We start from the raw sequence: 25,306 nt of genomic DNA, 5'->3' as shown, positions 1-25,306 counted from the left end.
GCGGCCCTCGATGGGCCGCCCCGACCCCGATAGCGAGAGGTTGTCATGGCTGAATATAAAGCGCCCCTGCGCGATATGCGCTTCGTCCTCAATGAAGTCTTCGACGTGGCCACACGCTGGTCGCAACTGCCGGGGTTGGCCGAGGTGGTCGATGCCGAGACGGCCATGGCGGTACTGGAAGAGGCCGGCAAGGTCACCGGCAAGTCCATCGCCCCGCTGAGCCGCGCCGCCGACGAGGAAGGCTGCCACTGGGACAACGGCGCGGTGCGCACCCCGGCCGGCTTCATCGAGGCCTACCGTACCTACGCCGAGGGCGGCTGGGTCGGCGTGGGTGGCGACCCGCAGTTCGGCGGCATGGGCATGCCCAAGGTGATCTCGGCCCAGGTCGAGGAAATGGTCAACGCCTCGAGCCTGTCGTTCGGCCTGTACCCGATGCTCACCGCCGGCGCTTGCCTGTCGATCAACGCCCACGCCAGCGAGGCGCTGAAGGCGCAGTACCTGCCGAACATGTACGCCGGCGTCTGGGCCGGTTCCATGTGCCTGACCGAGCCGCACGCCGGCACCGACCTGGGCATCATCCGCACCAAGGCCGAGCCCCAGGCCGATGGCAGCTACAAGGTCAGCGGCACCAAGATCTTCATCACCGGTGGCGAACACGACCTCACCGAGAACATCATCCACCTGGTACTGGCCAAGCTGCCGGATGCCCCAGCAGGTCCCAAGGGTATCTCGCTGTTCCTGGTGCCCAAGGTGCTGGTCAACCAGGACGGTAGCCTGGGCGCGCGCAACACTGCCACCTGCGGCTCGATCGAGCACAAGATGGGCATTCAGGCCTCGGCCACCTGCGTGATGAACTTCGACGAAGCGGTCGGCTACCTGGTCGGCGAGCCGAACAAAGGCCTGGCGGCGATGTTCACCATGATGAACTACGAGCGCCTGGGCGTTGGTATCCAGGGCCTGGCCTCGGCCGAGCGCTCCTACCAGAACGCCGTGGAGTACGCCCGTGACCGCCTGCAGAGCCGGGCCCCGACCGGCCCGCAAGCCAAGGACAAGGTGGCCGACCCGATCATCGTCCACCCGGACGTGCGCCGCATGTTGCTGACCATGAAGGCGCTGATCGAAGGCGGCCGGGCCTTCTCCACCTACGTGGCGATGCAGCTCGACAGTGCCAAGTACAGCGAGGATGCCGCCACCCGCAAGCGCAGCGAAGAACTGGTGGCGCTGCTGACCCCGGTGGCCAAGGCCTTCCTCACCGACCTGGGCCTGGAGTGCACCGTGCACGGCCAGCAGGTGTTTGGTGGCCATGGCTATATCCGCGAGTGGGGCCAGGAGCAACTGGTGCGTGACGTGCGCATCACCCAGATCTACGAAGGCACCAATGGCATCCAGGCCCTGGACCTGGTCGGGCGCAAGGTGGTGGCCAGCGGTGGCGCCTACTACCAGCTGTTCGCCGACGAGATCCGCCAGTTCATCGCCAGCGCAGGCGGCGAGCTGGGTGAGTTCAGCAAACCGCTGGCGGCCTCCCTCGACCAGCTCGACGAGCTGACCGCCTGGCTGCTGGACCAGGCCAAGGGCAACCCTAACGAGATTGGCGCGGCATCGGTCGAGTACCTGCAGGCGTTCGGCTATGTCGCCTACGGCTACATGTGGGCACTGATGGCCCGCGCGGCCAAGGCCGGCGAGGGCGATGCCGAGTTCTACGGGGCCAAGCTGGGCACGGCGCGCTTCTACTTCGCCCGCCTGTTGCCGCGGGTGCATTCGCTGGTCGCCGCGGTAAAGGCCGGCAGCGAGTCGCTCTACCTGCTGGACGCAGCGCAGTTCTAAGCCCTTTGCGGGCTGGCTGACAGCCCCGCGCGGCCCAGGCCGCTCTTGCCGAGGATTGCGGTCCGTCGGCGGGAGCGGCCTTTTTCGTCAGGGCAAGCCTGTTTGTGAATACACCTCTTTTGTAAGCTTTGTCTTACATGACGTGGTGACTTTTCGCCTCTTTCCTAAGATTGGATCCACGGTTACTCTTTGTCACATGGACGTAGCGCAGGACGCGCAATGGACAGAACAGGGACACGCAAGGATTTCCTGCCAGGGAGGCGGGGCGATAGGGATGTCAAAGGGAAACAGTCTGGGAAACCCCGCTTCGGCGGGGTTTTCTTTGTGCACGTGATTTGTCAGGCGAGCACATCCAGCGGCGAGACACCCAGGGGCCGGATGTCGGTCTCTTCCTCGAGCAACGTGCGCAGTAGCTCCACCGAGGCCTGCTGACGCTGGGCGTCGCGGAACACCAGGCCGACCTTCAAGGGCACCCGCGGTTCGCTCAACGGCTTCCACAGCAGCTCCTGGTCATCCTGGGCGGCATCCTTGGCGCGGCCCGGCAGGATGGTGGCCAGTGCGGTATGCGCCAGGCTGTCGAGGATCCCCGCCATGTTGTTCATCTCGGCCTGCACCTGTGGCCGACGGCCTTGGTTGGCCAACTGCGCCTTCCAGATCTGGCGGATCTGGAATTCCTCGCCGAGCATCAGCAGCGGCAGCTCCGCCGCCTGGCGGATCGAGACCTTCTTGAAGTCCTTCAGCGGGTGGGTCTTGGGGATCACCAACTGCAGTTCGTCTTCGTACAGCAGCAGGCCATGCAGCCCTGGTTGACGCGCTGGCAGGTAGCTGATGCCGATGTCCAGGCTGCCGTTGAGCAGGCGTCGCTCGATCTCTGAACCTGACAGCTCGTAGATCTGCACCACAAGGTGCGGCTGGGCCTTGCGCACCCGCTCCAGCAGCTGCGGCACCAAGCTGGGCCGGACGGTTTGCAGCACGCCGATGGCCAGGGTGCGCAGCGACTGCCCCTTGAAGTTGCGCATGGCCTCGTGGGCTCGCTGCAAGCCTTCCAGCAGGGGGCCGGCGTGGTTGTACAGGGTGTGGGCGGCAAGGGTCGGCAGCAGGCGCTTGTTGCTGCGCTCGAACAGGTTCAGGTCGAGGCTGTGCTCCAGCTGGCGGATCTGTTGCGACAGGGCCGGCTGGGACAGCGACAGGCGCTCGGCGGCGCGGCCGACATGGCCTTCCTCGTAGACCGCGACGAAGTAACGCAGTTGGCGAAAATCCATGACTATTACTTATCGAAAAAGCTGGAAAAACGAAATGGCCGCAGATCGGCTTGGGGCCTAGTCTATCGCCGTATTCCAACGGGTTACAGCGCTTATCCAGGCGATTGTTACCCCGGATGAAAAACACTTTTGATAGGCAAGGCAAAATATACCCTCCGGCGTTCGACCGGGGCCTTGGCCGCCTGACACCGTGATTGGCTGGAGCCTCGATGAACCTGTTCAAGCTGCGCCGCTCGGCATCTGCCGTGGCCGAGCCCAGGCGTGCCCCGGCGCTGGCGCCGGCCACCGCGCAGCCCAGCCGCGAGCGGCTGATGCCCAGCGCCGAGCGCGCGGCGCAGATGTTCGTGCGTGGCCAGGGCTCGTGGTTGTGGGACAGCGAAGGGCACGCCTACCTGGACTTTACCCAGGGCTGTGCGGTCAACAGCCTAGGGCACAGTCCGAGCGTGCTGGTCAAGGCCCTGGGCAACCAGGCCCAGGCGTTGATCAACCCCGGCGCGGGCTATCACAGCCGCGCGCTGCTGAGCTTGGTCGAGCAACTGTGCCAGAGCACCGGCAGCGACCAGGCCTACCTGCTCAACAGCGGTGCCGAGGCCTGCGAGGGGGCGATCAAGCTGGCGCGCAAATGGGGGCAACTGCACCGCAATGGCGCCTACCACATCATTACCGCCAGCCAGGGCTGCCATGGCCGTAGCCTGGGGGCGTTGTCGGCCTCCGACCCGCTGCCGTGCAACCGCTGCGAGCCAGGCCTGCCAGGCTTCAGCAAGGTGCCGTTCAACGACCTGGCGGCGCTGCATGCCGCGGTCGACTCGCGCACCGTGGCGATCATGCTCGAACCGATCCAGGGCGAAGCCGGGGTGATCCCGGCCAGCGCCGACTACCTCAAGGGCGTCGAGCGGTTGTGCCGGGAGCTGGGCATCCTGCTGATTCTCGACGAGGTGCAGACCGGGATCGGGCGTTGCGGCGCCTTGCTGGCCGAGCAGACCTACGGGGTGCGCGCCGACATCGTCACCCTGGGCAAGGGCCTGGGCGGCGGCGTGCCCTTGGCAGCGCTGCTGGCGCGGGGGAGCGCCTGCTGCGCTGAGCCTGGCGAACTGGCGGGCAGCCACCATGGCAATGCGCTGATGAGCGCGGCCGGGCTGGCGGTGCTCAACACGGTGCTGGAGCCGGGCTTCTTCGACCAGGTACTGGACAGGGGCCGGCACCTGCGCGACGGCCTGAGCCGCCTGGCGGGGCGCTATGGCCAGGGCGAGGTGCGCGGGCAAGGGCTGCTCTGGGCCTTGCAGATGCGTGAAGGCATGGCCGCCGAGCTGGTCGAGGCCGCCTTGCACGAAGGGCTGCTGCTCAATGCCCCGCAGGCCGACGTGGTGCGCTTCTCGCCGGCGCTGACCGTGAGCCAGGGCAACATCGACGAGATGCTCCTGCGCCTGGCCCGCGCCTTTGCCCGGCTGCATGCCCAGCAGCACAGCCGCCGGGTGATGCCGGCCTGACCGGCCTACAGAATTTCAACGAACCGTCTCGCGTTCCTGCGCATCGCCCCTGGCCTGAAATATTTGGCTCGGGGCGTTTTTTTTGCCTGTCGCGCAGGGGGAGGGCGGCATGGGGAACCTCTGCCAAGCGAGGCGAGTCTGTGTTGAAACACCCTCATGGAGCGTTTCGCATGGACTTCATTCGTATCATCATCGCCATTATCCTGCCGCCGCTGGGCGTATTCCTGCAGGTGGGGTTCGGCGGGGCATTCTGGTTGAATATCCTGCTGACGTTGCTGGGTTACATTCCCGGGATCGTGCATGCGGTGTACATCATCGCCAAGCGCTGAAGACCCACAGCGGCGAGGCATGCCGCAAGCCTCGTAGGAGCCGGCCTTGCCGGCGAACACCGGCGCAGCCGGTGCCGCGCCTACAGAGGCTCTGTGGCCAATACCCGGCAATAGAACTTCCATTCCTGCTCGAGCGCATGGGCCAGGTTTGCCGCCTGGCGAAAACCATGTCGCTCGCCTGGGTAGAAATGCCCCTCGGCGGCAATGCCGTTGGCCTGCAAGGCCTCGAGCATCGAGCGGGTCTGCGCCGGCACGACCACCGCGTCCAGTTCACCCTGGAAGAAAATCACCGGCACCTCGATCTGCCCGGCATGCAGCAGCGGTGTGCGCTGGCGGTAGCGTTCGGCATCCTGCAGCGGGTCGCCGATCAGCCAGTCCAGATAATCCCCTTCGAACTTGTGGGTAGCCTGCCCCAAGGCCACCGGATCGCTGACGCCATACAGGCTGGCGCCGCCGCGGAAGACCCTGTGCAAGGCCAGCGCACAGAGGGTGGTATAGCCACCCGCGCTGCCACCGCGAATGAACGCCTGGCGAGGGTCGACCAGCCCCTGTTCGGCCAGGTATGCCACCGCCGCGCAGGCATCCTGCACGTCGCTCTCGCCCCAGCGCAGGTGCAGGGCCTGGCGATAGGCGCGGCCATAGCCGCTGCTGCCCCGGTAGTTGAGGTCGGCGACGGCGAAGCCGCGCTGGGCCCAGTACTGGATGCGCGGGTCTAGCACCGGGTAGCAGGCCGACGTCGGCCCGCCATGGATGAACACCACCAGCGGCGCGGGGCCGCGGCCAGTCATCGCTGGGTAGAAGAAGCCGTGGGCCACGCCATCGCCGCTGGCGTAGCGAATCGGCCGTGGCTGGCTGATGTGCTCGGCGGGCAACACCTCGGCCCCGCCTGCCAGCACCCGGACCTCGTGGCTGCGCCGGTCGATGGCGATGACCGCCGGCGGGCTGATGGGCGAGGCGGCGATGGCGTAGAGGTGGTCGGCGTCCAGGGCCAGGCTGCGAAAGCGGCTGTAGGCGCTGGCGTAGCGCTGCACTTCACCGCTGTCGGTGCGCAGCCCCAGTTGCCCGAAGCCTTCTTCGAACCAGCTGGCCAGGTAGCTGGCAGGGCCCAGCGCCAGCCAGGTGCAGGGCCCCAGTTGCCAGGGGGCGGCGGCATGGTCGGCATTGGCGGCGGGCAAGGCTTGCCAGCGTCCGTCCACTTCGCCCCAGGGCTGCCAGAAACCGTCGCGGTCCGACAGGCAGTACAGCCGCCCTGCGGCATCGAAGCGCGGTTGCTGCAGCGACTCGTCCTGCCCGGCGATACAGCGTGCCGGCCCCCAATCGCCAGCCGGGCCCCGCTCGCGGCACATCAGACGGGTGCGGGTCCATGGCTGCGCGGGGCGATCCCATTCGACCCAGGCCAGGCGCCGGCCATTGTCGCTCAGGGTCGGCGTGGCGTAGAAGTCGGCGCCTTCAGCGAGGACTTCACGGCCGCCCGCGGCCAGGCTGACCAGCCGATGGACCACTTGCTCGCCATGGCTTTCCTCCACCGCCAGCACCTGCCCGGCGTGCCACTGCACGTCGCCATAGCGACAGGCGGGGTTAGCGGTGAGGGCGCATGGCGCCGAACCATCCAGCGCCTGGCTGTAGACCTGCTGGTCGTGCTCGTTGACGAACACCAGGCCGTGGTCGGCCAGGCAGAAACTGCCGCCGCCATATTCATAGACCCGGCTGCGCACACTGAAACCGTCGGGGGTCAGGCAGCGGGCCTGATGGTCGCGCCAATGCCAGAGCCGGCAGGCGCCATCGGCGGGGCGGAACTCGTTCCAGAACAGCCCCAGCGCGCCGACCTTGAGTTCGGCGAAGTCGGTGCCGGCGGCCACTGCCTGGGCGGCGCTGAGCTCAGCCACGGGCGATGACATGGGAATTGCGTGCGTTGCGCAAGGTCATCTGTTCGATCTCCAGCGTTGCGTGTTCGGCTTCCTCGCGGGCCTTGAGGATGATGCCATGGTCCGGTGACTTGGCGCACACCGGGTCGGCCTTGCTGGCATCGCCGGTGAGCATGAAGGCCTGGCAACGGCAGCCGCCGAAGTCCTTTTGCTTCTCGTCGCACGAGCGGCAGGGTTCGGGCATCCAGTCATAGCCGCGGAAGCGGTTGAAGCCGAACGAGTCGTACCAGATGTGCCGCAGGTCGTGGTCGCGCACATTGGGGAACTGCACCGGCAGCTGCCGCGCACCGTGGCAGGGCAGGGCGGTGCCGTCGGGGGTGATGGTCAGGAACAGGCTGCCCCAGCCGTTCATGCAGGCCTTGGGACGCTCTTCGTAGTAGTCCGGGGTGACGAAGATCAGCTTGCACGGGCTGCCTTCGGCCTTGAGTCTTTCCCGGTACTCGTTGGTAATGCGCTCGGCCCGCTGCAACTGCGTGCGGGTCGGCAGCAGGCCCAGGCGATTGAGGTGTGCCCAGCCATAGAACTGGCAGGTGGCGAGTTCGACGAAGTCGGCTTGCAGGGCAATGCACAGCTCGATGATGCGGTCGATCTTGTCGATATTGTGCCGGTGGGTGACGAAGTTGAGCACCATCGGATAGCCATGGGCCTTCACTGCCCGGGCCATCTCCAGCTTTTGCGCGAAGGCTTTTTTCGAGCCGGCCAGCAGGTTGTTCACCTGCTCGTCGCTGGCCTGGAAGCTGATCTGGATATGGTCCAGCCCGGCCTGCTTGAACGCGGCGATCTTCTGCTCGGTCAGGCCGATGCCGGAGGTGATCAGGTTGGTGTAGTAGCCCAGGCGGCGGGCCTCGCCGATCAGCTCGGCGAGGTCCTGGCGCACCAGCGGCTCGCCGCCGGAAAAGCCGATCTGCGCGGCGCCCATTTCGCGGGCTTGGGCCATGACCTTGAACCACTGCGCGGTGCTCAGCTCCTTGCCCTGTTCGGCGAAGTCCAGCGGGTTGGAGCAGTACGGGCACTGCAGCGGGCAGCGGTAGGTCAGTTCGGCCAGCAGCCACAGCGGCAGGCCGACCGGCACCTCAGGCGAGGGTGATCCAGTGTTCGGCACGGGCCACCTCCATGAATTGCTCGATGTCGTCAGCGACTTCGGGCACACCGGGGAATTGCTGTTCAAGTTCGGCAATGATCGCCGCCACCGAGCGCTGGCCATCGACCAGGCCGCCGATCAGCCCGGCGCTGTCGTTGAGCTTGATCATGCCCTCGGGGTACAGCAGCACATGGCCCTTCTGTGCCGGCTCGTACTGGAAACGGTAGCCGGGGCGCCAGGCGGGCACCTGTTGACGGTCGAAACTCATAGGGCGATCCCCTTGTGCCAGGCCCGCTCGGTGGTGACGCTGTGGTACGGCGGGCGGTTCAGTTCATAGGCCATGCTCATGGCATCGAGCATGCTCCACAGGATATCCAGCTTGAACTGCAGGATCTCCAGCATGCGTTGCTGGCCTTCGCGGGTGGTGTAGTGCTGCAAGGTGATCGCCAGGCCGTGTTCCACATCGCGCCGGGCCTGGCCCAGGCGGGTGCGGAAGTATTGGTAGCCGGCCGGGTCGATCCACGGGTAGTGCTGCGGCCAGCTGTCCAGGCGCGACTGGTGGATCTGTGGGGCGAACAGCTCGGTCAGCGAGCTGCTGGCCGCCTCCTGCCAGCTGGCGCGGCGGGCGAAGTTGACGTAGGCGTCGACCGCGAAGCGCACGCCCGGCAGTACCAGCTCCTGGCTACGCAGCTGGTCGGGGTCCAGCCCCACGGCCTGGCCCAGGCGCAGCCAGGCCTCGATACCGCCGTCCTCGCCGGGGGCGCCGTCGTGGTCGAGCAGGCGCTGGATCCACTCGCGGCGCACCTCGCGGTCCGGGCAGTTGGCCAGGATCGCGGCGTCCTTGAGGGGGATGTTGACCTGGTAGTAGAAGCGGTTGGCCACCCAGCCCTGGATCTGCTCGCGGGTGGCACGGCCTTGGTACATCGCCACGTGGTACGGGTGGTGGATGTGGTAATAGGCGCCCTTGGCGCGCAGGGCCTGCTCGAACTCGGCAGGGGACATCGGCGTTGCGTCGCTCACACGGCCTCCTTACAGCTCGATGCTCATGCCGTCGAAGGCGACTTCCACGCCGCGGCGCTGCACTTCGGCGCGCTCTGGGGAGTCTTCATCGAGGATCGGGTTGGTGTTGTTGATGTGGATAAGCACCTTGCGCTGGCGCGGGAACGCCTCGAGCACCTCGAGCATGCCGCCCGGGCCGTTCTGCGCCAGGTGGCCCATCTCGCGGCCGGTACGGGTGCCGACGCCGCGGCGCTGCATTTCATCATCCTCCCACAACGTGCCGTCGACCAGCAGGCAGTCGGCGCCATGCATCATGTCCAGCAGCTTGGCGTCGACCTGGCCCAGGCCCGGGGCGTAGAACAGCGTGCCGCCGGTGCGGGTATCCTCGACCAGCAGGCCAAGGTTGTCGCCCGGGTGCGGGTCGAAACGGTGCGGCGAGTAAGGCGGCGCGGCGCTGCGCAGCGGGAAGGGGGTGAAGCGCAGCTGCGGGCAGGCCTCGATGACGAAGCTGCCTTCGAGTGCGATGCGCTGCCACTGCAGGCCGCCGTTCCAGTGGCTGAGCATGTTGAACAACGGAAAACCCGTGGTCAGGTCCTGGTGGACCATGTCGGTGCACCACACCTTGTGCGGGCAGCCCTCGCGCAGGCTGAGCAGGCCGGTGGTGTGGTCTATCTGGCTGTCGAGCAGCACGATGGCGTCGATCCCGCTGTCGCGCAGGGCGCGGGCCGGCTGCATCGGCGCGAAGGCCTGCAACTGGGCGCGGATGTCTGGCGAGGCGTTGCACAGGATCCAGTGCTCGCCGTCGTCGGACAGGGCGATGGACGACTGGGTACGCGCGCTGGCGCGCAGCGTGCCGTCGCGGTAGCCCTTGCAGTTGGCGCAGTTGCAGTTCCACTGGGGGAAACCGCCGCCGGCGGCCGAGCCGAGAATCTGGATGTACATGGGCGCCCTCTGAAGCAGGAAACGGTGATTCGAAAACGACGACGCCCCGGCGGGCCGAGGCGTCTGGTCGCGCTGCCGCTTAGCGGTTGGCGAAGTACATGGTCACTTCGAAGCCGATACGCAGGTCAGTGTATGCAGGTTTGGTCCACATGGGCTTGCTCCTTCCGGATGGGTTTGGGGGTCAGCTCATCATTGGGTACCGTCTGGGGGCAGAGGTTCCATTGGCTGAGATTGCGCTATCTTACAAGAAAAATTTGTACCGAAAGGTTAATTATTCGAAATGCGCCCTTGCAGGCTTGGTAACAATCCGCGCCGCGCTCAATGCCAGTGAGCATCTGGGGCGGGGGCGTTGGCCAGGCACAGCCAGCCGTGTTCGGCTGCCAGTAATTGCTGCAGTAGCGCGTCCAAGTCGTGCTGTTCGACAGTCAGAATAGCCTCGCTCATGCAAGCCAGCTGCGGATTTTGTGTCGCCATATGTGCCTGCCAGGCCCAGTGCGCGACTTCGACATTGGCCATGGCCGCTTCGCTGAACTGCTCGGCCAGTTGTTGGCGGCTGTCGGCGGCCAGTTGCACGCCCTCCTGCAGCAGCGTGGTCAGGTGGCCAAGCACCTCGCGCTGGCCGGCCTGCGGCGATTGCACGCCGAACAGCAGCCCGCCGTGCCCGGCGATTTGGCGAAAGGCGCTGAACACCGCATAACCCAGTTGCAGTTCGACCCGCAACCGTTGGTACACCGGCCCTTGCAGCAGGTGGGCGAGCAGACGGCCACACGCTTGCAGGGGCGCTGGCAGCGGGCAGAACAGCAGCAGGGCCGGCTCGCCGCCCGGGGTGTGCACCTGATGCCAGTGGCGCCCTGCGAAGTGGCGCCTGGCTGGCGGCTCGCCGGGCTGCCCAGGGATGGCCTGCAGGGCCGCGCCGAGGGCGTCACGGCTGGCCTGGTCGAAGCCGATGGCCAGGCCTTGCCAGCGCGCGTGCCGCCAGGGCGAGGCGAGCTCGCCGGCGGGCTGCCCTTGGGCTGCTGCCGGGTCAAGGGCGTTCGGCAGGGCCTTGAGCAGGGCGCGGATCGGGATCAGCGCCGGTTCGCGGGCTGCCGGGGCCTGCCAGTGCTCGCGGGCTGGCGTGCCGATCAGCTCGAGCGCTTCTGCCGCCGCGTTCACCACCGCCAACGGATAGCCGCCGATGCGCAGCTGCAGGTAGCCACCACTGGCCTCCAGGTCCAGTTGCACTGCGGCGCGTTCGGCACGCTCGCGCAGCGCTTGCAGGGCGCGCTGGAGCACCTGCAGCACGCGCGCCGCCGAGGGCAGCTGCCAGCGCAGGTAGAGCGTGGCGAACTGGCGTGAAGCGGGCAGGGCATCGCTGAGCGTCAGGCCTTGCGGCAAGGGGGCGTGCCGCGCCGCTGGCGTGGTCGTCAGCAGCGGTTCGGCCGGTGGCAGGTGCCAGGGGCCGGCGGGGCCCTGCGGTAGATCGGCCAGTAGCGCATCCAGCGCGGCCAGTCCTTGTCGGGCGAGCCCTTGGTAGGGCTGGTCGGCACTGTCGCGGCGGGCCAGTTCCAGCGCGCTGGCCGCTTGCTCACGGCGTTGCTGCAACTGCGCGAAGGTGACGTGCAGCTGTGGCCCAGCCTGCTGGCGGACGAAACCGAGCCAGCTGTACAACAGCTGTTGGGCTTGCGCGGCATCGGCCTGGGCCGTCAGTTGTAGGCGCACGTGCCACAGCAGCTGGCCGGCATGGCTGTACAGGCGTTGCGCCTTGCAGTCCTGCAGCCAGCCGCGCTGGCGCAGTTCGGCCAGCCAGCCACCCGGGCGGCTATCGCTGAGCAGGTCCAGCAGCAGCTCAAGGGCCTGCTCGGCTTGTGCCGGGAGGTGTTCGTGGGCAAACAGCAGGTCCTGGGTGCTGGGCGAGCGGAGTGGGCCGTCGAGCAACCGCGGCGGTGCGGGCCTACCTGCCGAGGTGCCCGCGGCGAACTGCGCGCCCAGGCGCCTGGCCAATGCTTCCAGTGCTTCCAGCGGTTGAGGGCCGGCCAGGCTCAGGGTGATCTGGCTGCCCTGGTAGAAGCATCGATGAAACGCTTGCAGCGCGCGTTGGAAGGCCGCATCCCTTAGCGGCAGGCTGTAGCGGTTGCCGGCGTGGAAGGCCCTGAGCGGATGATTGGCGGCAACCGACTGGAGCAAGGCGAACTGCTGTTGGGCCTCGGGGTTGCGCGACCAGGCGATGAACTCGGCGTGGATCACCTCGCGCTCGCGACCCTGGCGCTCAATGGCGAAGTCCGGCTCGACGAGCATCTGGCACAGGCGCTCCAGCCCACCGGCCAGCGCTGCAGGGGGCACTTCGAAGAAGAAATCGGTGGTGCGTTCGCGGGTGCTGGCATTGACCTGGCCGCCCAGGCCCTGCACGTAGCGCATCAGGCCGTCGTCCAGCGGGAAACGCTCGGTACCCAGGAAGAACAGGTGTTCGAGAAAGTGCGCCAGGCCCGGCCAGCGCGGCGGTGCGTCGTGGCTGCCGGCATGTACTCGCAGCGCCGCCGCCGCGCGTTTGAGGCGTGGCGCGTGGCGCAGGGTCAGGTGCAGGCCGTTGGCGAGGGTGAGGTGGCGGATGGCGTCGGACATGATGCCATGCTAGCGCGCAATGCCGAGGTTGTCTGGTCTGGCCCTGTCTTGCGATCTTTGGGGAATTCAAGATTGCCGGGGTCGCGTTGCGACCCTTTCGCGACACAAGGCCGCTCCTACAGGGATGCGCGGTCGTCTGTAGGCGCGGCCTTGTGTCGCGAAACAGCGGCAACGCCAAGCCCAGCGCCAATGATCAACACCTTGCAAGGGATGGCTGTTAATGCAGATCCCGGCGCAGGTCCGCCAGGTAGGGAAACGCCAGGCGCCCCTCGACTACCCGCTCGTGCTCCAGATCCGCCAGCAACTGGCACTCCTCGCGCCCGGCCATCGCCAGCAGGCTGCCGTCCGGGCCGACGATGCTGCTCTGGCCGCAATACTGGATCTGCCCTTCGCTGCCGCAGTAGTTGGCATACACCAGGTAGCACTGGTTCTCCTGTGCCCGCGAGCGCACGGTCACCTGGCAAACGAAGTCGTAGGGGGTCATGTTCGCCGTCGGCACCAGGATCAGCTCGGCGCCGGCCAGGGCCAGGCGCCGGGCGTTCTCCGGGAATTCGATGTCGTAGCAAATCAGCAGGCCGACCTGCCAGCCTTCCAGCTCGACCACCGGGAAGTGGTTGGCGCCGGGGCTGAACATCGAGCGGTCCAGTTCGCCGAACAGGTGGGTCTTGCGGTAGTTGCACAGGCTGCGGCCATGGGCGTCGATCAACTGCACGCTGTTGTAGATCGCGCCGTCATCGCCGCGCTCCGGATAGCCGTAGACGATGGCGATGCGCTGCGCCTGGGCGATTTCCGCCACCCGCAGCGCCGACGGGCCGTCGGCGGGCTCGGCCAGGCGGGTGACCTGGTCGAGACCGATGTTGTAGCCGCTGAGGAACATCTCCGGGCACACCAGCAACTGGGCACCGCGCCCGGCGGCCAGCTGGGCCTGGCGTTGCAGGCGCTCGAGATTGCCGGGCACGTCCAGGGGCTGGGGCGTGCCCTGGAACAGGGCGATGCGCATGGCGCTACTCCTTCGCTCAGTCGGCCAGGGCGATCGGCCCGATCTCGTCGAACACGTCGCCCGGGCCGGGGTTGTCCGGGTGGGTCTGGCCACCGAAGTGGTTCATGATACCCCACACCGCGTTCAGCGAAGTCTGCACCGCGCCTTCCACCCAGGCCGGGGTCCAGGACACGTCGTCACCGGCGATGAAGATGCCGCGCTGCTCGGCCGGCATGTCGGCCTGCATGAAGTGCGCGTACATCCGTTGGTTGTAGCGATAGTGGCCGGGCAGCGCGCCTTTGAAGGCGCCGAGGAAGTGCGGGTCGGCCTCCCACGAGATGGTGATCGGGTCGCCGATGATATGCCCGGCGATATCGGTCTTGGGGTAGATCTTCTTCAACGCGTCGAGGGCCAGTTGCACGCGCTTTTCGGTGGGGTGCGGCAGCATCTTCAGGGCATCGCTCATCCAGGCGTAGGACAGGCAGATCACCCCCGGCTTGTCGTCGCCGTTGTCGAACAGGTAGGTGCCGCGGGTCAGGCGGTCGGTGAGGGTCATGCTCATCAGGTCGCGGCCGGTCTGCGGGTCCTTGTCCTTCCAGAACGGCCGGTCGACCATGACGAAGGTCTTCGACGACTGCATGTAGCGGGTACGGTCCAGGGCCATCCACATCTTCTGCGAGAACAGCGACTCCTCGCAGTCGATCTGGGTGGTCAGCAGCCAGCTCTGGCAGGTGGTGAGCACCGCCGCGTAGTGGCGCACGTCGCCGTAGTTGTCGGTGACTGCCAGGCGACCATCGGCGGCGCGGGCGATGCGCTTGACCCCGGCGCGCGGCGCACCGCCGTGCAGGGTCTTGAGGCTGGTGCCGGCCGGCCAGTGGGCGCAACGCTCCGGCACATGGCGCCAGATGCCCTGGGGTACCTGCTCGACGCCGCCGACCACCAGGTGCTGGTGGTCGTCGCAGTTGGTCATCACCACACGGAAGATTTCCAGCATCGAGTTGGGGAAGTCCGAGTCCCAGCCACCGGTGCCGAAGCCCACCTGGCCGAACACCTCGCGGTGCTGGAAGCTGAGCTTAGCGAACGAGCGCGAGGTGGCGACGAAGTCGTAGAAGGTGCGGTCGTCCCACAACGGCACCAGCTTGTTCCACAGGTCTTTCAGGCGCGGCACGTCGCGGTCGCGAATGGCCTGCTGGATATCGCCGAATTGCGCGCCGCTTTCCAGGGCGTCGGCCCAGGCGTCGGCCACCTCGTGGAACAGTGGCGGCAGGTCGGCGGATTTTTCGGCGTAGTAGGTCTGGCCTTCGAGGTCGATCACCGTGCTGCCCGAGGCAGGGGTCAGCGGGTTGGGGAAAGGTTTGGTCTCCAGGCCCAGTTTGTCGACGTAGTGGTAGAAGGCCGTGGACGACACCGGAAAGCGCATGCCGCCCAGTTCGGCGACGATGCCGTCGGTGCCGTTGAAGGCTTGCGAGCGCAGCCGGCCGCCGAGCTTGGAGGCCTCGTATACCACCGGCTTGAGGCCCAGCTTCATCAGTTCGTAGGCCGCCACCAACCCGGCGATGCCGCCACCGACGATCGCCACCTCTTCGCCATGGCGCTCCTTGGGGATGCTGCCCAGGCCGGCCGGGTGCTCCAGCCAGTCGTCGAAGGCGAAGGGGAAGTCCGGGCCGAAGATGGTGATGGGTTTCTTGCCGTCGGCGGGGTGGCGGTTGTTCTTGTTCATGTAATGACCTTGCCAGGGAGGCTGCGCAGGGGCGGAGCCTGAGTATAGAAAATGCCTGGTGGCCATTTTATGAAGCGCGGAGTTCGTAATTAAGAGGCAGAGTGGCGTCGTTATGAAGTTTGTTTCGTCGTAATGACTGCTATTGGTTGAAGAGTGACGAATCAGCCCAGGGCTGCGAGGTGCTCGACGGTTTCCGGGAATTTCTGTACCAGGCGAATCAGGGCGACAGCTTGGGCGTTGGGTTTGGAGCGGCCTTGCTCCCAGTTCTCCAGGGTACGGGCATTGGTGCGCAGGTAGCTGGCAAACACCGCACGCGACATGTTGAGGCGCTGGCGCAACCCGATGAGCTCGTCGGGTGCCAAGGGGGCCAAGGCCTGGAAAGCGACCTTGTGCGAACGCAGGGTCAGTTTGCCGGCGCGCGCTTCGGACAGCGCCTCGAAGCCTTCGGTCAGTTCAGTGAAGATATTGCGTGGCATGGGTCGTCCTCATCAGGTACTCGTGCTCGAGCAGTTGTTTCAGGGCTTGGCACTGCTGTGTGGTCAGGTCGTCCTGGAGCTCCTTGCCATACAGCGTGAAGAGCCAGAATTGCTGCCCGGCGGACCACCAGTAGTAGATGATGCGCATGCCGCCGCGCTTGCCCTTCTGGCGTAGTGCATTGGCGAAACGCATCTTCCTGAGGCCACCTGTGCCCTTGATGACATCGCCGATATGGGGCTGCAGGAGCAGCAACTGCTGCAACAAGCGAAAGTCGGCGTCGTCGAGGTAATCGCTGCGATAGCGCTCGAAAGCCGGTAGTTCTACGAATAGCGCATCCATTCTTTATACGTCATCTGCGTAGAGTTTGTGATGAGGTTGCTCGCGCGTCAAGGGCGCGGGCTGATCCGAGCCTAAACGTCGATGGAAGGCAGGGACGGGGAGGAGGGTTGCTGGATGTGTCGCGGATCACCAGCAGTTGCCGGGCGTTCGCCGGTTGGCGCCCCTGGACCCGGGTGATGGCCGTCGGTAGGCGCTGCTGATCGCGATTTTTCTTACGGGCCCTGTCGTTCAGGGCCATGGGATGGTCAGCCTGGCTGGCCGCGATCGACCTTGCTGCTGAGGATGATCGACGTGGTGGTCTTCTCCACGCCATCGAGGCTGCCGATCTGGTCGAGCAACTGGTCCAGTTGCTCCGGCGAGTCGCTGCTCAGCCAGGCGACGTAGTCGAATTCGCCGCTCACCGCGCACAACTGCTGCACCTGGCCCATCGCGCCCAGGCGGCGCACGATGTCCTTGCCCGAGCGCGGTTGCGCCTTGATCCCCACATAGGCCTGCAAGCCGCCGCCGAGCAGGCGCTGGCCCAGGCGAACGCCGTAGCCGGTGATGACCTTGCTCTTTTCCAGCCGCGCCAGGCGCGAGTTGACCGTGGTGCGGGCGATGCCCAGGTGGCGGGCGAGGGTGGCGACGCTTTCGCGGGCGTTGATCTGCAGCAGGGCGATCAGCTTGCGGTCGATTTCGTCGAGGGCGATGGCGCGGGAGTCTGGCATGGTGGGTCTCGGCAGTCGGGTCGCTAGCCTAGCCAGCTCCTGCGGTCCTGGGCAAGACGCGGTGTGGCGGCGCAGTCACCTGCCTGCGCCGGTCATGGCAGGGCTTCAGGTCACCGGCTGCGGATGCGTGGTGATCTGCACATCCAGCTGGTGGCTGGCGGCCAGGCACCAGGCCTGGAGCGCCGCATCGATCGCGGCCTTGTCGGCCAAGCGCTCCAGGCCAATGGCCTGGGCGAAACAGCGATAGCCGGGTTTGTCCTGGTCGTTGACTTGCCCATCCTCCGGGTAGTCGATGGTCAGCCAGGCGTCTCGGTACCAGTTGCCTTCGGCGGGCGTATCGCAGACCACCACCGACAACACCAATTCGCTCGTGGTGGCTTCGACCGCACGATCACTGAACTGGCCGGTGTGCTTGTCATACCCCGTATCGCTGCGCACCCACACCCCGAACATCAGGTCGCCCTTGCGGTGGCTGTGCCATGGCTCAGGCTGGTTCTGCGGGGTGCGTAGCCAGAGCACCGACATGTCATGGAACGGCAGGTAGCGCAGGCCGCTGGTCTTGAGGTTTTCCAGCCCGGCAACCCGCTGTGGCAGCGAGTGGACGTAGGTCTGGTAATAGTCTTGTGCACCCAGGCTGTCGCGCAGGTACGCGAGCAACTCGAACATGCGCTGCTGGTAATCAGCCAGCAGACGGTAGGCACGGCGTACATCGATCAGTGCGTTTGCCAGGGACTCGGTCATTTCAGGCTCCATGCCGCGAAAGCGCCGGTGGGCGTTTCGATGTGAACCGGCTTCAGGGCATTGAGCCATTGCACCGGGTGGGTTTTCAGGCTGTGCCAGGCATAGCACCTGGCAAGGTCTTCCAACAGGCGCTGGCTGCCGCTGAGCGAGCTGTCGAGCGCGCGCTCGAGTGCCTGGAACATCTGTTGCCAGCTACGGCAAACCAGCCGGAAGGGTTGCTGTGGCTGGCCGGCCAGCTCGTCGTGCACCTGCTCGAGCAGCCGCGCCCGCCCAGCTTGCGAGTTGTCCTTGAGCCCTCCCAGTGTCAGCAGGATGCTGTCGGCCTCCAGGGCCCCGCCATGCCAGCCGGCCTTGAGTTCGCGAGCCAGCTGCGCGGGCGACTGTTGATCGTAATGGTCATGGCGCTTGGCCTCGACCAGCAGTGTGCGATTGCCATCGCTGAGCAGTACGTCGGGTTCTACCTGCCTGCCTTCGGGCAGGCGCCAGGAGGGCCAGAACGTGATGGTTTGCAGCGGGCCAAAGGGCTCGCCCAGCAACGCCTGGAAAACCGCGCAGAACTGTTCATCGGGCAAGTAAGCCAGGCGTTCGAACAAGGTAGCGGTCAATATGTCCTCTGCACCCTCGCTGCGCTCGAGGTCGAGCGTCTGCTGGTGCAGGCCGGTGCCTTTTTTCTTGCCGGCCAATACGGCGTTGAGCATGACGCTTCCTTCGTCTGGAAAAAGGGCGCAGAGCTGTGGGGGGTATCGTAGCAAGGGATATGGCTATGTGCCTGCTTTCGCGGAAAACGCCAAGAAAAAGGCCGCGCATGAGCGCGGCCTGTTCGATCAGAAGGGTTGGCAGCGATATCAGCGCGCGGCGCTGGTCTGCGCGGTGGCGCAGGGCGACTTCAGCCCGGCGGTCATGCTCTCGACGTTGTCGAGCATCTGGTTGCCCTGGTTGACCTTCTGGGCGTTCTCCGCCAGTTGCATGCGCTGGTCGTAAGTGGCGGAGGTGCCGTTCATGCTGTGCTTGGTCTCGAGCACGGAGTTGGCGATGCTGAGCAGGCTGCGGCCAGTGGAGATCAGGTTGTCGGTTGCACTGGGCGTGCACGGTGAGTTGCCGCTGGCCATGTTCTGCGTGCCCTGGTTGTAGCTCCCGGGTGCCGCGCAGCCAGCGAGTGCCAGCAACATGGGTGCAACGAGCAGGGCCCCAAGGCGTCCTTGGATGTTCATGTGACGTTCCCTCGATCACTGGGCTCCGACCCGGTGCCGAAGCGATGGAGGGATTCTAGAAAGGGGTCGGTGATGGCGAAATAGAACGGGTGTCCTAAAGGCACTTTGCCCTGCCAGGGCGCTATTCGCGAGGTGTTCAGATGCCCAGCAGGGTTTTGACCGTGGTGGCGAGGTTGGCGATGTTGGAGAAAATGTTGGTCTGCCGTTCGATCTTTTGCAGGCCGCTCACTGCCTCGCTGTCGGCGTCGTTGCGGATACGTTTGGGGTCGCCATCCGCCGTTGGGGCTGTGGCTTCAAGGCCATCGACAGCCGAGGTGTAGCGCGCCTTGGACTCGGCGAAAAGATCGCTTGGTATGCCTTGGTAGTCACTGAACTGGCTGAGTTTTACGACGTTCTCGATGAGCTGAAGTTCCGCATCGATGCGGATGGCGATGGAGGCGAAGGTGGTGAAGTTGGTGTTCTGCGCGATGATGCTGGCGCGCCAGTTGTACTGGTCGACAATGTTGTTGAACGGATACAGCAGGTCGAAGCCCAGGCGCAGCATGCGTTGCTGGGCCGTTGGGCCCAGCGCGACCAGACAGGCCTGAACCTCGGTCGCCAAGGTACAGGATTGCGGGGCGCCGAGCTTGGAGCTGTCGGTGATCGGTGCCTTGGTCGGGTAGGTGTCCAGCAACAGTTTGAAGTAGGCGTCGTGGGCCGTTCTGAACTTGCCGATGATGTTTAAGGTGTCCATTGGGGGTGATCGTCCTTGGTCTTGAGTGGCATCGTTCATGAATGGGGTTCGCACGGCACCTCGGTGGCCTGTGCGGGTGTCGTCGCCTGGTCGACCGGAACGCACAACACGCATTCCTGCGGATCGACGCGGGTGCCTTCCCGGTAGCGTACTCGATGTGCGCCAGTTGTCCTGTTTGCACTGAAACTGAATGTAGGGCGATGGCTCGGCGTTTCGTTGTTCATGGATAACCTCGTGATAGCTGAGTTCGATGGGCGGCAGGCGCTGCGGGGCTACTCAGCGTGGCGCCGCTCGGCCCAGCACCAGGTAATGCAGCAACGCCCCTGCGAGCATGGCGGCGAAGAACAGCAGCGCAAACGGCTGCGCCGTGCCGAGCAGGACCACCGCAGGCCCAGGGCAGACACCAGCGATGCCCCAGCCGATGCCGAACAGCAAGGCCCCGATGATCAGCTTGCGGTCGACCACCCGCGAGGTCGGCACGCAGTAGGCCGCGCCCAGCACCGGCTTGGCACGGCCGCGAATGTAACGGTAGGCCAGCAGCGAAGGGACCAGCGCCCCGACCATGACGATCAGCAAGGTCGGGTCCCAAGCCCCGGTGAGATCCAAAAAGGCCAGAATCCGCGCTGGGTTGACCAGGTCGCAGATGACCAGGCCGGTACCGAACAGCGCACCCAGGGCCAGTGGCAGCAGGCGTTTCATGGCAATACCCCGAGCAGGTGGCGAAGTACGTAGACGGTGATGAAACCGCTGACCATGAAGGTGGCGGTTGCCGCCAGCGAGCGCGCTGACAGGCGGCCCAGGCCACAGATGCCATGGCCGCTGGTGCAACCCGAGCCGAGGCGGGTGCCGAAACCTACCAGCAACCCCGCCAGCAGCACGCCTGGCCAGAACGCGCCGAGGTCCGCAGGCAGGGTCACCGGATGCAGCGTCAGCACCAGCAGGCTGGCGCCGAGCATGCCGAGCAGGAACAAGCGCGAGGCCAGCCGATCGTTGCCGGCGGCCAAGCCGAAGGCGTCGGCCAGCATGCCCGAGACCCCGGCGATCCGGCCGAACAGAATCAGGTAGGCGGCAGCCGCGGTGCCGATCATCAAGCCGCCCAGTAGCGGTGTTATCCAGGTTGTCATGGCAGTACTCATCGAGGGTGGGTGGTCGTCAGCGTGACGAAGGCGGGGCTGGCGCAATCAGGTGCGCCAGCACCCATTCATGCAGTTGCTGGCCGTTCTTGAGCCCTATGAACCGGCCCATTTCCTTGCCGTCTCGGTTGAAGGCAAGCACAGCAGGCACCGTTGCCAGGTTCAGGGCCGTCTGTATCTGGGGGGCGCTGGCCGCGTTGATCCTGAACGCTGCAACGCCCGGCAACGGCGTGACGGTCTGTTGGTAAATCGGCGAGAACAGGCGACACGGCGCACACCATGGGGCCCAGACGTACAGCAGCGCAGGCCTGCCCAGCAGGTGCATCGCGCGATTGAACTCGGCTTCGCTGACATCACGGATAGGCATCTACGGATTGTCCTGTGTTCACCCTACTAGTAGGTCGGTACTTGGCTGAAAACAAGGCCTGGCAAAACTCAGGCCTGTAGAAAGTTAAGCAGCGTGGCACCGATTTGCGCGGGCCCTTCGGCGCTGTTCATCGCGCGGCCGACGATCATGGCGCCTTCCAGGGTGCAGATCAGGGTCTGGGCCAGGCTGGCGGGGGCACCCAGGTTACGGATACGGCCAGCTTGCTGCCCTTGCGTGACCATCAGCGTGAGCCATTCGACATTGACCTCGAAGAACGCGTCGAGCTCCGCCAGCACCGACGGCGGCAGCGATTCGTACTCGGCGCCGAGCATCGCGCCCAGGCACAACCGGCGCTGCGAGAAAGTCTGCTCGAACAGCACGGCATAGGCCTGCAAGCGCTCGAGCGGGTCGGCGCAGGTGCCCTCTATCCCCAGCAGTTGTTCGCGAAAACGATGGCGGTAGCGCTGCGCGACCATGGCCACCAGGTCTTCTTTTTTCGGGAAGTGGTAGTGGATGCTGGGCTTCTTGATACCAATCAGCGCCGACACATCGTCGTAGGAGAAACCGTTGTAGCCCTGGCGCTGGAGCAGGCCTTCGGCGGCATCGACCACGCGCAGGGCGGCAGGGGAGAGTTCGGAGAAATGGCGCATACTGGGACGTTCGCTAAACCGACTAGTTGGTCAGTATGCTAGCGAGGGTGGTCATGCATCGTCAAGGCGGGGGCAAGGAAGGGGTGTTGGCGCAGGCAGGGTTACGGCTGCGTAGAAACTACAAAGCCGCGTCAGACGCGGCTTCAAATTTGGTGGGCCCACACGGACTCGAACCGTGGACCAAAGGATTATGAGTTGCTTGGCTAACCGACATGCCTAGCGAAACCACTCAAAGCTGAGCGTAGGTTAGCACAGCTGGAGGCCACGTAATATGTGGTTTTGAGCGTAATCTAGAGAAGCTTGCCCAAGCTGGGCAGTGTACCTTGGCTGTACTGTCTCTGGCGGATGCTCGGTATACCGGAAACAGCCACTCCGGAAGATTGATTCTCTGGAAGCGCCACTGAAGAGCGACTCAGCTTTGCTCGTAAGGCAGGAGAATGCGAAACATCTTGTTCAGTCGGGTCTACCCGTACCTGTCTGCGGTAAGAGCACTCATGATCGTCAGTGGGCCTACCAGGCTGGCGGAACACCTGGTGAGATCCGTCTAAGGCATCTCTGGGCTTTTGACATACCTTAAGTACTGACTTAGGTTTCTTCTTCAGGCCCTGAATGGCCGTCTGCTATTTCAGAAATATTGTCGGAAAAGGAAGAGCCCCGGCAGGCCGAGGCGTGAAGTTTGAATAAAAATTTAGCGATTAGCGAAGTACATGGTGACTTCAAAGCCAATGCGCAGGTCAGTGAAGGCAGGTTTTGTCCACATAACATGGCTCCTTTTGAAAAGTGGGACATCGTCTCACCCTATCAGTTGGGATGCATATAGATAGGGTAGAATTATATTACAAGAAGACCATTCTTCTAACCTTATCGTTTTTGGAGAAGGTCTTTTGCAAATGGCGTAACAACTGTGGCTCATTGGAAAGCTAGAGGTTGGCGTGCTGCGGGCATCGGTTTCATAGGGCAAGACTGATTGTTGCTGATTTGAAAAAAATCTTTTTCAATAGTGTGAATTTATTGGGGCGGCTGTTTTGGATTATTCTTCTAATGGCGTTAAGCCATGGGTTATGGGTTTTAATGTAGGGCTTATACCGAGTTTATAGATTTTTCGTGTCAGCTGACTTACCTGATTTGTTCTGCGGCTAGTAGCGCTTAATCTGTATCGCTGACGCTTTACACGAAATCTATTGTTGGCGAAAACCTTCCCGAAGCTTCTGTTCGTACCACCTGCCAAAACCAGCGGCCACCCTTTCCTTGGCTTGTTTGCTCGCACCCCTGAGGGAGCAGCTATGTACTCACCAATTGAGCTTACACACTATGACGGATGATAATTGCAGCAACGCTGGGAGGCGCTCGTTAAGCGGTGCCGGGCGGATTCTTTTCTCGCTACTTGTAATGTGTGTAGCGCTGGCATTGATTTATGGCGGTGCCAAGCTTCTGGCCTTGGGCGGTTCAAGTTATTACTTGCTGGCAGGGCTGGCTTACGTAGTGCTGGCTGTGCTTGCATTCTTGCGTAAGAAGCTCAGTATCGTGCTTTCCATTCTGATTTTCCTTGCTACTTGCGCATGGGCTTTTTACGAAGTTGGTCAGTTCAGTTACTGGCAACTGCTGCCTCGCCTGGTTGTTCCAGCAATCATCCTGACCCTGAGCCTGTGGGTCGGAGCTGCGTTACCCGATACTGCGTCGGGCACACGTCGAGCCGCCAATCGCGCCGGGTTTGCTGTGTTCCTGGCCTTGATCGCCACGTTCATCGCCGCCTTCTTCCCCCACGGCGGGATCTCCAACCCGATTGCAGCTGGTAGCCCGGCAATCCCGGATGCAACCGCTGAGGCCCCGGACAACTGGGAGTTCTTCGGGCGCAACGCTTCGGGAACGCGCTTTGCCCCCTACACACAAATTACCCCGGAAAACGTTAAGGATCTGCAAGTTGCCTGGACCTACCGGACCGGTCGTAGAACTACCGGCCCAGGTGCCGGCGTCGACGAGAACACGCCGTTGCAGATTGGCAACGTGCTCTACTCGTGCACTCCGGAAAACCTGATCACCGCGCTGGATGGCGACAGCGGCAAACCGCTCTGGAAGTTCGATCCGCACGCCAAGAGCGCCGAGCACGTGACCTGTCGAGGTGTGGGCTATTACGACATCGACCGCGACGACAGCCTGAGCGCCGAGGCCAAGGCCTCGCATGCCAGCGAACAGCAATGTCGCCAGCGCATTCTGGTGTCGTCGGTGGATGCCCGCTTGTTTGCCCTGGACGCACACACTGGCAACCTGTGCCCTAACTTTGGCGAGCAAGGTTTCGTTGACCTCAAGAAAGGCATGGGACCAACGGAAAACAGCAAGCGCTACCACCCGACATCGCTGCCGGTCGTCATGGGCCACCTCACGGTGGTGGGTGGTTGGGTACGTGACATCGTGGCCGGCGAGCCTTCCGGTGCCGTACGTGCGTTCGATGTGCTGACCGGTGCGCTGGTATGGGCGTGGGATGTCGGCGCGCCCGAGGGCACCGACACAGCGGCGGCTGACCATCAGTTCGCGCTGGAAACACCTAACGTATGGACCGTTCCTACCTACGATAAGGAATTGAACCTGGTCTACCTGCCAACCGGTAACGGCCCGCCTGACTATTGGGGTGGCGACCGGAATCAGGTGAAGGAGAAGTTCGGCACAGCGATTGTCGCGGTCGACGCGTCGACGGGTAAGGCGAAGTGGGTTTACCAGACTGTCCATCATGATGTCTGGGACTACGACCTGCCGTCGCAACCCGTGCTCTACGAAATGAACAATGCGCAAGGGGTGAAGACCCCGGTGCTGATTCAGACCACCAAGACCGGCAATATCTTCGTACTGGACCGCCGTACTGGTCAGCCCGTCACAGAAGTCCAGGAACGCCCTGTTCCCACCTCACCGGCTGCAGAAGGCGAACACCTTTCGCCAACCCAACCGTTCTCGACCGGCATGCCGGTGATTGGTGCGGACCCACTGACCGAGCAATCGATGTGGGGGGTATCCACCTTCGACCAACTCTACTGCCGCATCATGTTCAAGGACTCGGTATACGTCGGCCCGTTCACACCGCCCACCGAGAAGCCGTACATTGAATGGCCCGGGCTGCTGGGTGGCATGAACTGGGGTGGTATTTCCATCGATGAAAACACCGGCATGATGTTCGTCAACGACATGCGCATGCCGTTGCGCATGTCGCTGGTAACCCAGGAAAACACCCGTAAGTACAAAGTCTCGACCGATGAAGTGCCTGGTTTCATGGGCACCATTCGCCCGCAGGTTGCAGGTATCTATGGCGGCGTGAAGATCGACATTCTCCAGTCGCCGCTGGGCGTGCCATGCAATACCCCACCGTTTGGCAGCATGAGCGCGATCGACCTGAATACCCAGAAGCTGGTATGGCAGGTGCCACTGGGCACGGTTCAGGATACTGGCCCCCTGGGGATCAAGACGCATATGCAGATCCCGCTGGGTATGCCGACGCTGGGTGGCCCGACCTCGACGGCATCCGGCCTGGTGTTCTTCGCTGGCACTCAGGACTACTACCTGCGTGCACTCGACTCGAAAACCGGTAAGGAAGTCTGGAAGGCCCGCTTGCCAGTGGGCGCCGTGGCGGCCCCGCTGATTTACAAGTCGCCCACCACCGGCAAACAGTATGTGGTGATCTCCGCGGGCGGCATGAGCCACTCGCCAGATGTGGGCGACTACATCATCGCGTACGCGCTGCCTGACAGCAGCAAGCCGTAACGCTTCGTTGATGCCCTATGAAAAATCCCCGTTCGCGGGGATTTTTCTTTCC

The 25,306-nt window shown here is 64.3% G+C and carries 27 protein-coding genes; 4 read left to right on the top strand and 23 right to left on the bottom strand.

The features are described from left to right. Positions 1 to 45: 45 nt before the first annotated feature. Complete coding sequence (locus NJG22_RS05535; RefSeq protein ID WP_253093141.1) at positions 46 to 1,824, top strand: acyl-CoA dehydrogenase C-terminal domain-containing protein; 1,779 nt, start codon at positions 46 to 48, stop codon at positions 1,822 to 1,824. Between the two features lie 338 nt (positions 1,825 to 2,162). On the opposite strand, the gene NJG22_RS05530 is transcribed toward NJG22_RS05535, so the two are convergent. Further along, positions 2,163 to 3,086, bottom strand: a complete 924-nt coding sequence (locus tag NJG22_RS05530) for a LysR family transcriptional regulator (RefSeq protein ID WP_253093140.1) — start codon at positions 3,084 to 3,086, stop codon at positions 2,163 to 2,165. Between the two features lie 209 nt (positions 3,087 to 3,295). Here NJG22_RS05530 and NJG22_RS05525 point away from each other — a divergent pair, with 209 nt between their 5' ends. Both NJG22_RS05525 and NJG22_RS05520 read left to right on the top strand, forming a co-directional pair. Then, positions 3,296 to 4,573 carry an aminotransferase class III-fold pyridoxal phosphate-dependent enzyme gene (locus NJG22_RS05525; RefSeq protein ID WP_253093139.1) on the top strand — a complete coding sequence of 426 codons (1,278 nt, stop codon included), beginning with the start codon at positions 3,296 to 3,298 and terminating at the stop codon, positions 4,571 to 4,573. A 170-nt stretch (positions 4,574 to 4,743) separates the two neighbouring features. Next, positions 4,744 to 4,902, top strand: coding sequence for a YqaE/Pmp3 family membrane protein (locus tag NJG22_RS05520; protein WP_009681539.1), 159 nt, complete (start codon positions 4,744 to 4,746; stop codon positions 4,900 to 4,902). An 80-nt stretch (positions 4,903 to 4,982) separates the two neighbouring features. Here the strand turns inward: NJG22_RS05520 and NJG22_RS05515 are convergent, their stop codons facing one another. The 22 genes from NJG22_RS05515 to pqqA (NJG22_RS05410) form a co-directional block, all read right to left on the bottom strand. After that, positions 4,983 to 6,800 (bottom strand): S9 family peptidase, encoded by a 1,818-nt coding sequence (locus NJG22_RS05515; RefSeq protein WP_253093138.1) that lies wholly within the window; start codon positions 6,798 to 6,800, stop codon positions 4,983 to 4,985. Then, the gene (gene pqqE, locus NJG22_RS05510; RefSeq protein ID WP_253093137.1) at positions 6,781 to 7,929 is read right to left on the bottom strand and encodes a pyrroloquinoline quinone biosynthesis protein PqqE; all 1,149 of its coding nucleotides are present in this window, start codon (positions 7,927 to 7,929) and stop codon (positions 6,781 to 6,783) included. Before pqqE ends, NJG22_RS05515 begins: the two co-directional genes overlap by 20 nt. After that, positions 7,901 to 8,176 (bottom strand): pyrroloquinoline quinone biosynthesis peptide chaperone PqqD, encoded by a 276-nt coding sequence (gene pqqD / locus NJG22_RS05505; protein ID WP_134689829.1) that lies wholly within the window; start codon positions 8,174 to 8,176, stop codon positions 7,901 to 7,903. Before pqqD ends, pqqE begins: the two co-directional genes overlap by 29 nt. Beyond that, on the bottom strand, positions 8,173 to 8,910 hold the full coding sequence (gene pqqC / locus NJG22_RS05500) for a pyrroloquinoline-quinone synthase PqqC (protein WP_217853912.1): 738 nt from the start codon (positions 8,908 to 8,910) through the stop codon (positions 8,173 to 8,175). Before pqqC ends, pqqD begins: the two co-directional genes overlap by 4 nt. A 27-nt stretch (positions 8,911 to 8,937) precedes the next feature. Further along, a complete protein-coding gene (gene pqqB / locus NJG22_RS05495) occupies positions 8,938 to 9,849 on the bottom strand; it encodes a pyrroloquinoline quinone biosynthesis protein PqqB (protein WP_253093136.1) in 912 nt (303 codons plus the stop codon). Positions 9,850 to 9,928: 79 nt separating this feature from the next. Beyond that, positions 9,929 to 10,000 carry a pyrroloquinoline quinone precursor peptide PqqA gene (gene pqqA / locus NJG22_RS05490; protein ID WP_003243383.1) on the bottom strand — a complete coding sequence of 24 codons (72 nt, stop codon included), beginning with the start codon at positions 9,998 to 10,000 and terminating at the stop codon, positions 9,929 to 9,931. 167 nt (positions 10,001 to 10,167) lie between these two features. Further along, positions 10,168 to 12,450, bottom strand: coding sequence for a pyrroloquinoline quinone biosynthesis protein PqqF (pqqF, locus tag NJG22_RS05485; protein ID WP_253093135.1), 2,283 nt, complete (start codon positions 12,448 to 12,450; stop codon positions 10,168 to 10,170). Positions 12,451 to 12,667: 217 nt separating this feature from the next. Continuing rightward, positions 12,668 to 13,450 carry a carbon-nitrogen hydrolase family protein gene (locus tag NJG22_RS05480; RefSeq protein ID WP_253093134.1) on the bottom strand — a complete coding sequence of 261 codons (783 nt, stop codon included), beginning with the start codon at positions 13,448 to 13,450 and terminating at the stop codon, positions 12,668 to 12,670. A gap of 16 nt (positions 13,451 to 13,466) precedes the next feature. Next, complete coding sequence (locus tag NJG22_RS05475) at positions 13,467 to 15,149, bottom strand: NAD(P)/FAD-dependent oxidoreductase (protein ID WP_253093133.1); 1,683 nt, start codon at positions 15,147 to 15,149, stop codon at positions 13,467 to 13,469. Between the two features lie 161 nt (positions 15,150 to 15,310). Next, positions 15,311 to 15,625, bottom strand: coding sequence for a transcriptional regulator (locus tag NJG22_RS05470; RefSeq protein ID WP_217850809.1), 315 nt, complete (start codon positions 15,623 to 15,625; stop codon positions 15,311 to 15,313). Next, positions 15,603 to 15,965, bottom strand: a complete 363-nt coding sequence (locus tag NJG22_RS05465; protein ID WP_253093132.1) for a toxin — start codon at positions 15,963 to 15,965, stop codon at positions 15,603 to 15,605. The genes NJG22_RS05470 and NJG22_RS05465 overlap by 23 nt, the downstream gene beginning before the upstream one ends. Positions 15,966 to 16,210: 245 nt before the next feature. Continuing rightward, positions 16,211 to 16,672 carry an Lrp/AsnC family transcriptional regulator gene (locus NJG22_RS05460; RefSeq protein ID WP_217850805.1) on the bottom strand — a complete coding sequence of 154 codons (462 nt, stop codon included), beginning with the start codon at positions 16,670 to 16,672 and terminating at the stop codon, positions 16,211 to 16,213. 105 nt (positions 16,673 to 16,777) lie between these two features. After that, the gene (locus tag NJG22_RS05455) at positions 16,778 to 17,413 is read right to left on the bottom strand and encodes a hypothetical protein (RefSeq protein ID WP_253093131.1); all 636 of its coding nucleotides are present in this window, start codon (positions 17,411 to 17,413) and stop codon (positions 16,778 to 16,780) included. Further along, positions 17,410 to 18,111: an F-box domain-containing protein gene (locus tag NJG22_RS05450; protein WP_253093130.1), complete on the bottom strand. Its 702-nt coding sequence runs from the start codon at positions 18,109 to 18,111 to the stop codon at positions 17,410 to 17,412. The genes NJG22_RS05455 and NJG22_RS05450 overlap by 4 nt, the downstream gene beginning before the upstream one ends. Positions 18,112 to 18,258: 147 nt before the next feature. Continuing rightward, positions 18,259 to 18,624, bottom strand: a complete 366-nt coding sequence (locus NJG22_RS05445; RefSeq protein WP_253093129.1) for a hypothetical protein — start codon at positions 18,622 to 18,624, stop codon at positions 18,259 to 18,261. A gap of 136 nt (positions 18,625 to 18,760) precedes the next feature. After that, the gene (locus NJG22_RS05440) at positions 18,761 to 19,357 is read right to left on the bottom strand and encodes a hypothetical protein (RefSeq protein WP_253093128.1); all 597 of its coding nucleotides are present in this window, start codon (positions 19,355 to 19,357) and stop codon (positions 18,761 to 18,763) included. A 35-nt stretch (positions 19,358 to 19,392) separates the two neighbouring features. Continuing rightward, complete coding sequence (locus NJG22_RS05435; protein ID WP_253093127.1) at positions 19,393 to 19,581, bottom strand: hypothetical protein; 189 nt, start codon at positions 19,579 to 19,581, stop codon at positions 19,393 to 19,395. A gap of 52 nt (positions 19,582 to 19,633) precedes the next feature. After that, complete coding sequence (locus NJG22_RS05430; protein ID WP_253093126.1) at positions 19,634 to 20,056, bottom strand: DUF6691 family protein; 423 nt, start codon at positions 20,054 to 20,056, stop codon at positions 19,634 to 19,636. Next, positions 20,053 to 20,481: a YeeE/YedE family protein gene (locus NJG22_RS05425; RefSeq protein WP_253093125.1), complete on the bottom strand. Its 429-nt coding sequence runs from the start codon at positions 20,479 to 20,481 to the stop codon at positions 20,053 to 20,055. The genes NJG22_RS05430 and NJG22_RS05425 overlap by 4 nt, the downstream gene beginning before the upstream one ends. Positions 20,482 to 20,509: 28 nt before the next feature. Then, entirely contained in the window at positions 20,510 to 20,857 is a 348-nt protein-coding gene (locus NJG22_RS05420; RefSeq protein ID WP_253093124.1) for a thioredoxin family protein, read from the bottom strand. Positions 20,858 to 20,925: 68 nt separating this feature from the next. Continuing rightward, positions 20,926 to 21,507 carry a TetR/AcrR family transcriptional regulator gene (locus NJG22_RS05415; protein WP_253093123.1) on the bottom strand — a complete coding sequence of 194 codons (582 nt, stop codon included), beginning with the start codon at positions 21,505 to 21,507 and terminating at the stop codon, positions 20,926 to 20,928. A 688-nt stretch (positions 21,508 to 22,195) separates the two neighbouring features. Beyond that, a complete protein-coding gene (gene pqqA / locus NJG22_RS05410; RefSeq protein WP_003253598.1) occupies positions 22,196 to 22,267 on the bottom strand; it encodes a pyrroloquinoline quinone precursor peptide PqqA in 72 nt (23 codons plus the stop codon). A 551-nt stretch (positions 22,268 to 22,818) separates the two neighbouring features. On the opposite strand from pqqA (NJG22_RS05410), the gene NJG22_RS05405 reads away from it, so the two are divergent. Continuing rightward, entirely contained in the window at positions 22,819 to 25,254 is a 2,436-nt protein-coding gene (locus tag NJG22_RS05405; RefSeq protein ID WP_041925559.1) for a membrane-bound PQQ-dependent dehydrogenase, glucose/quinate/shikimate family, read from the top strand. Positions 25,255 to 25,306: the final 52 nt, after the last annotated feature.

The sequence above is a fragment of the Pseudomonas sp. VA159-2 genome, assembly GCF_024126635.1.
Taxonomy (GTDB): domain Bacteria; phylum Pseudomonadota; class Gammaproteobacteria; order Pseudomonadales; family Pseudomonadaceae; genus Aquipseudomonas; species Aquipseudomonas muyukensis.
The sequence above is the reverse complement of the archived record's forward strand: the minus strand, read 5'-3'. Positions and strand labels throughout refer to the sequence as shown.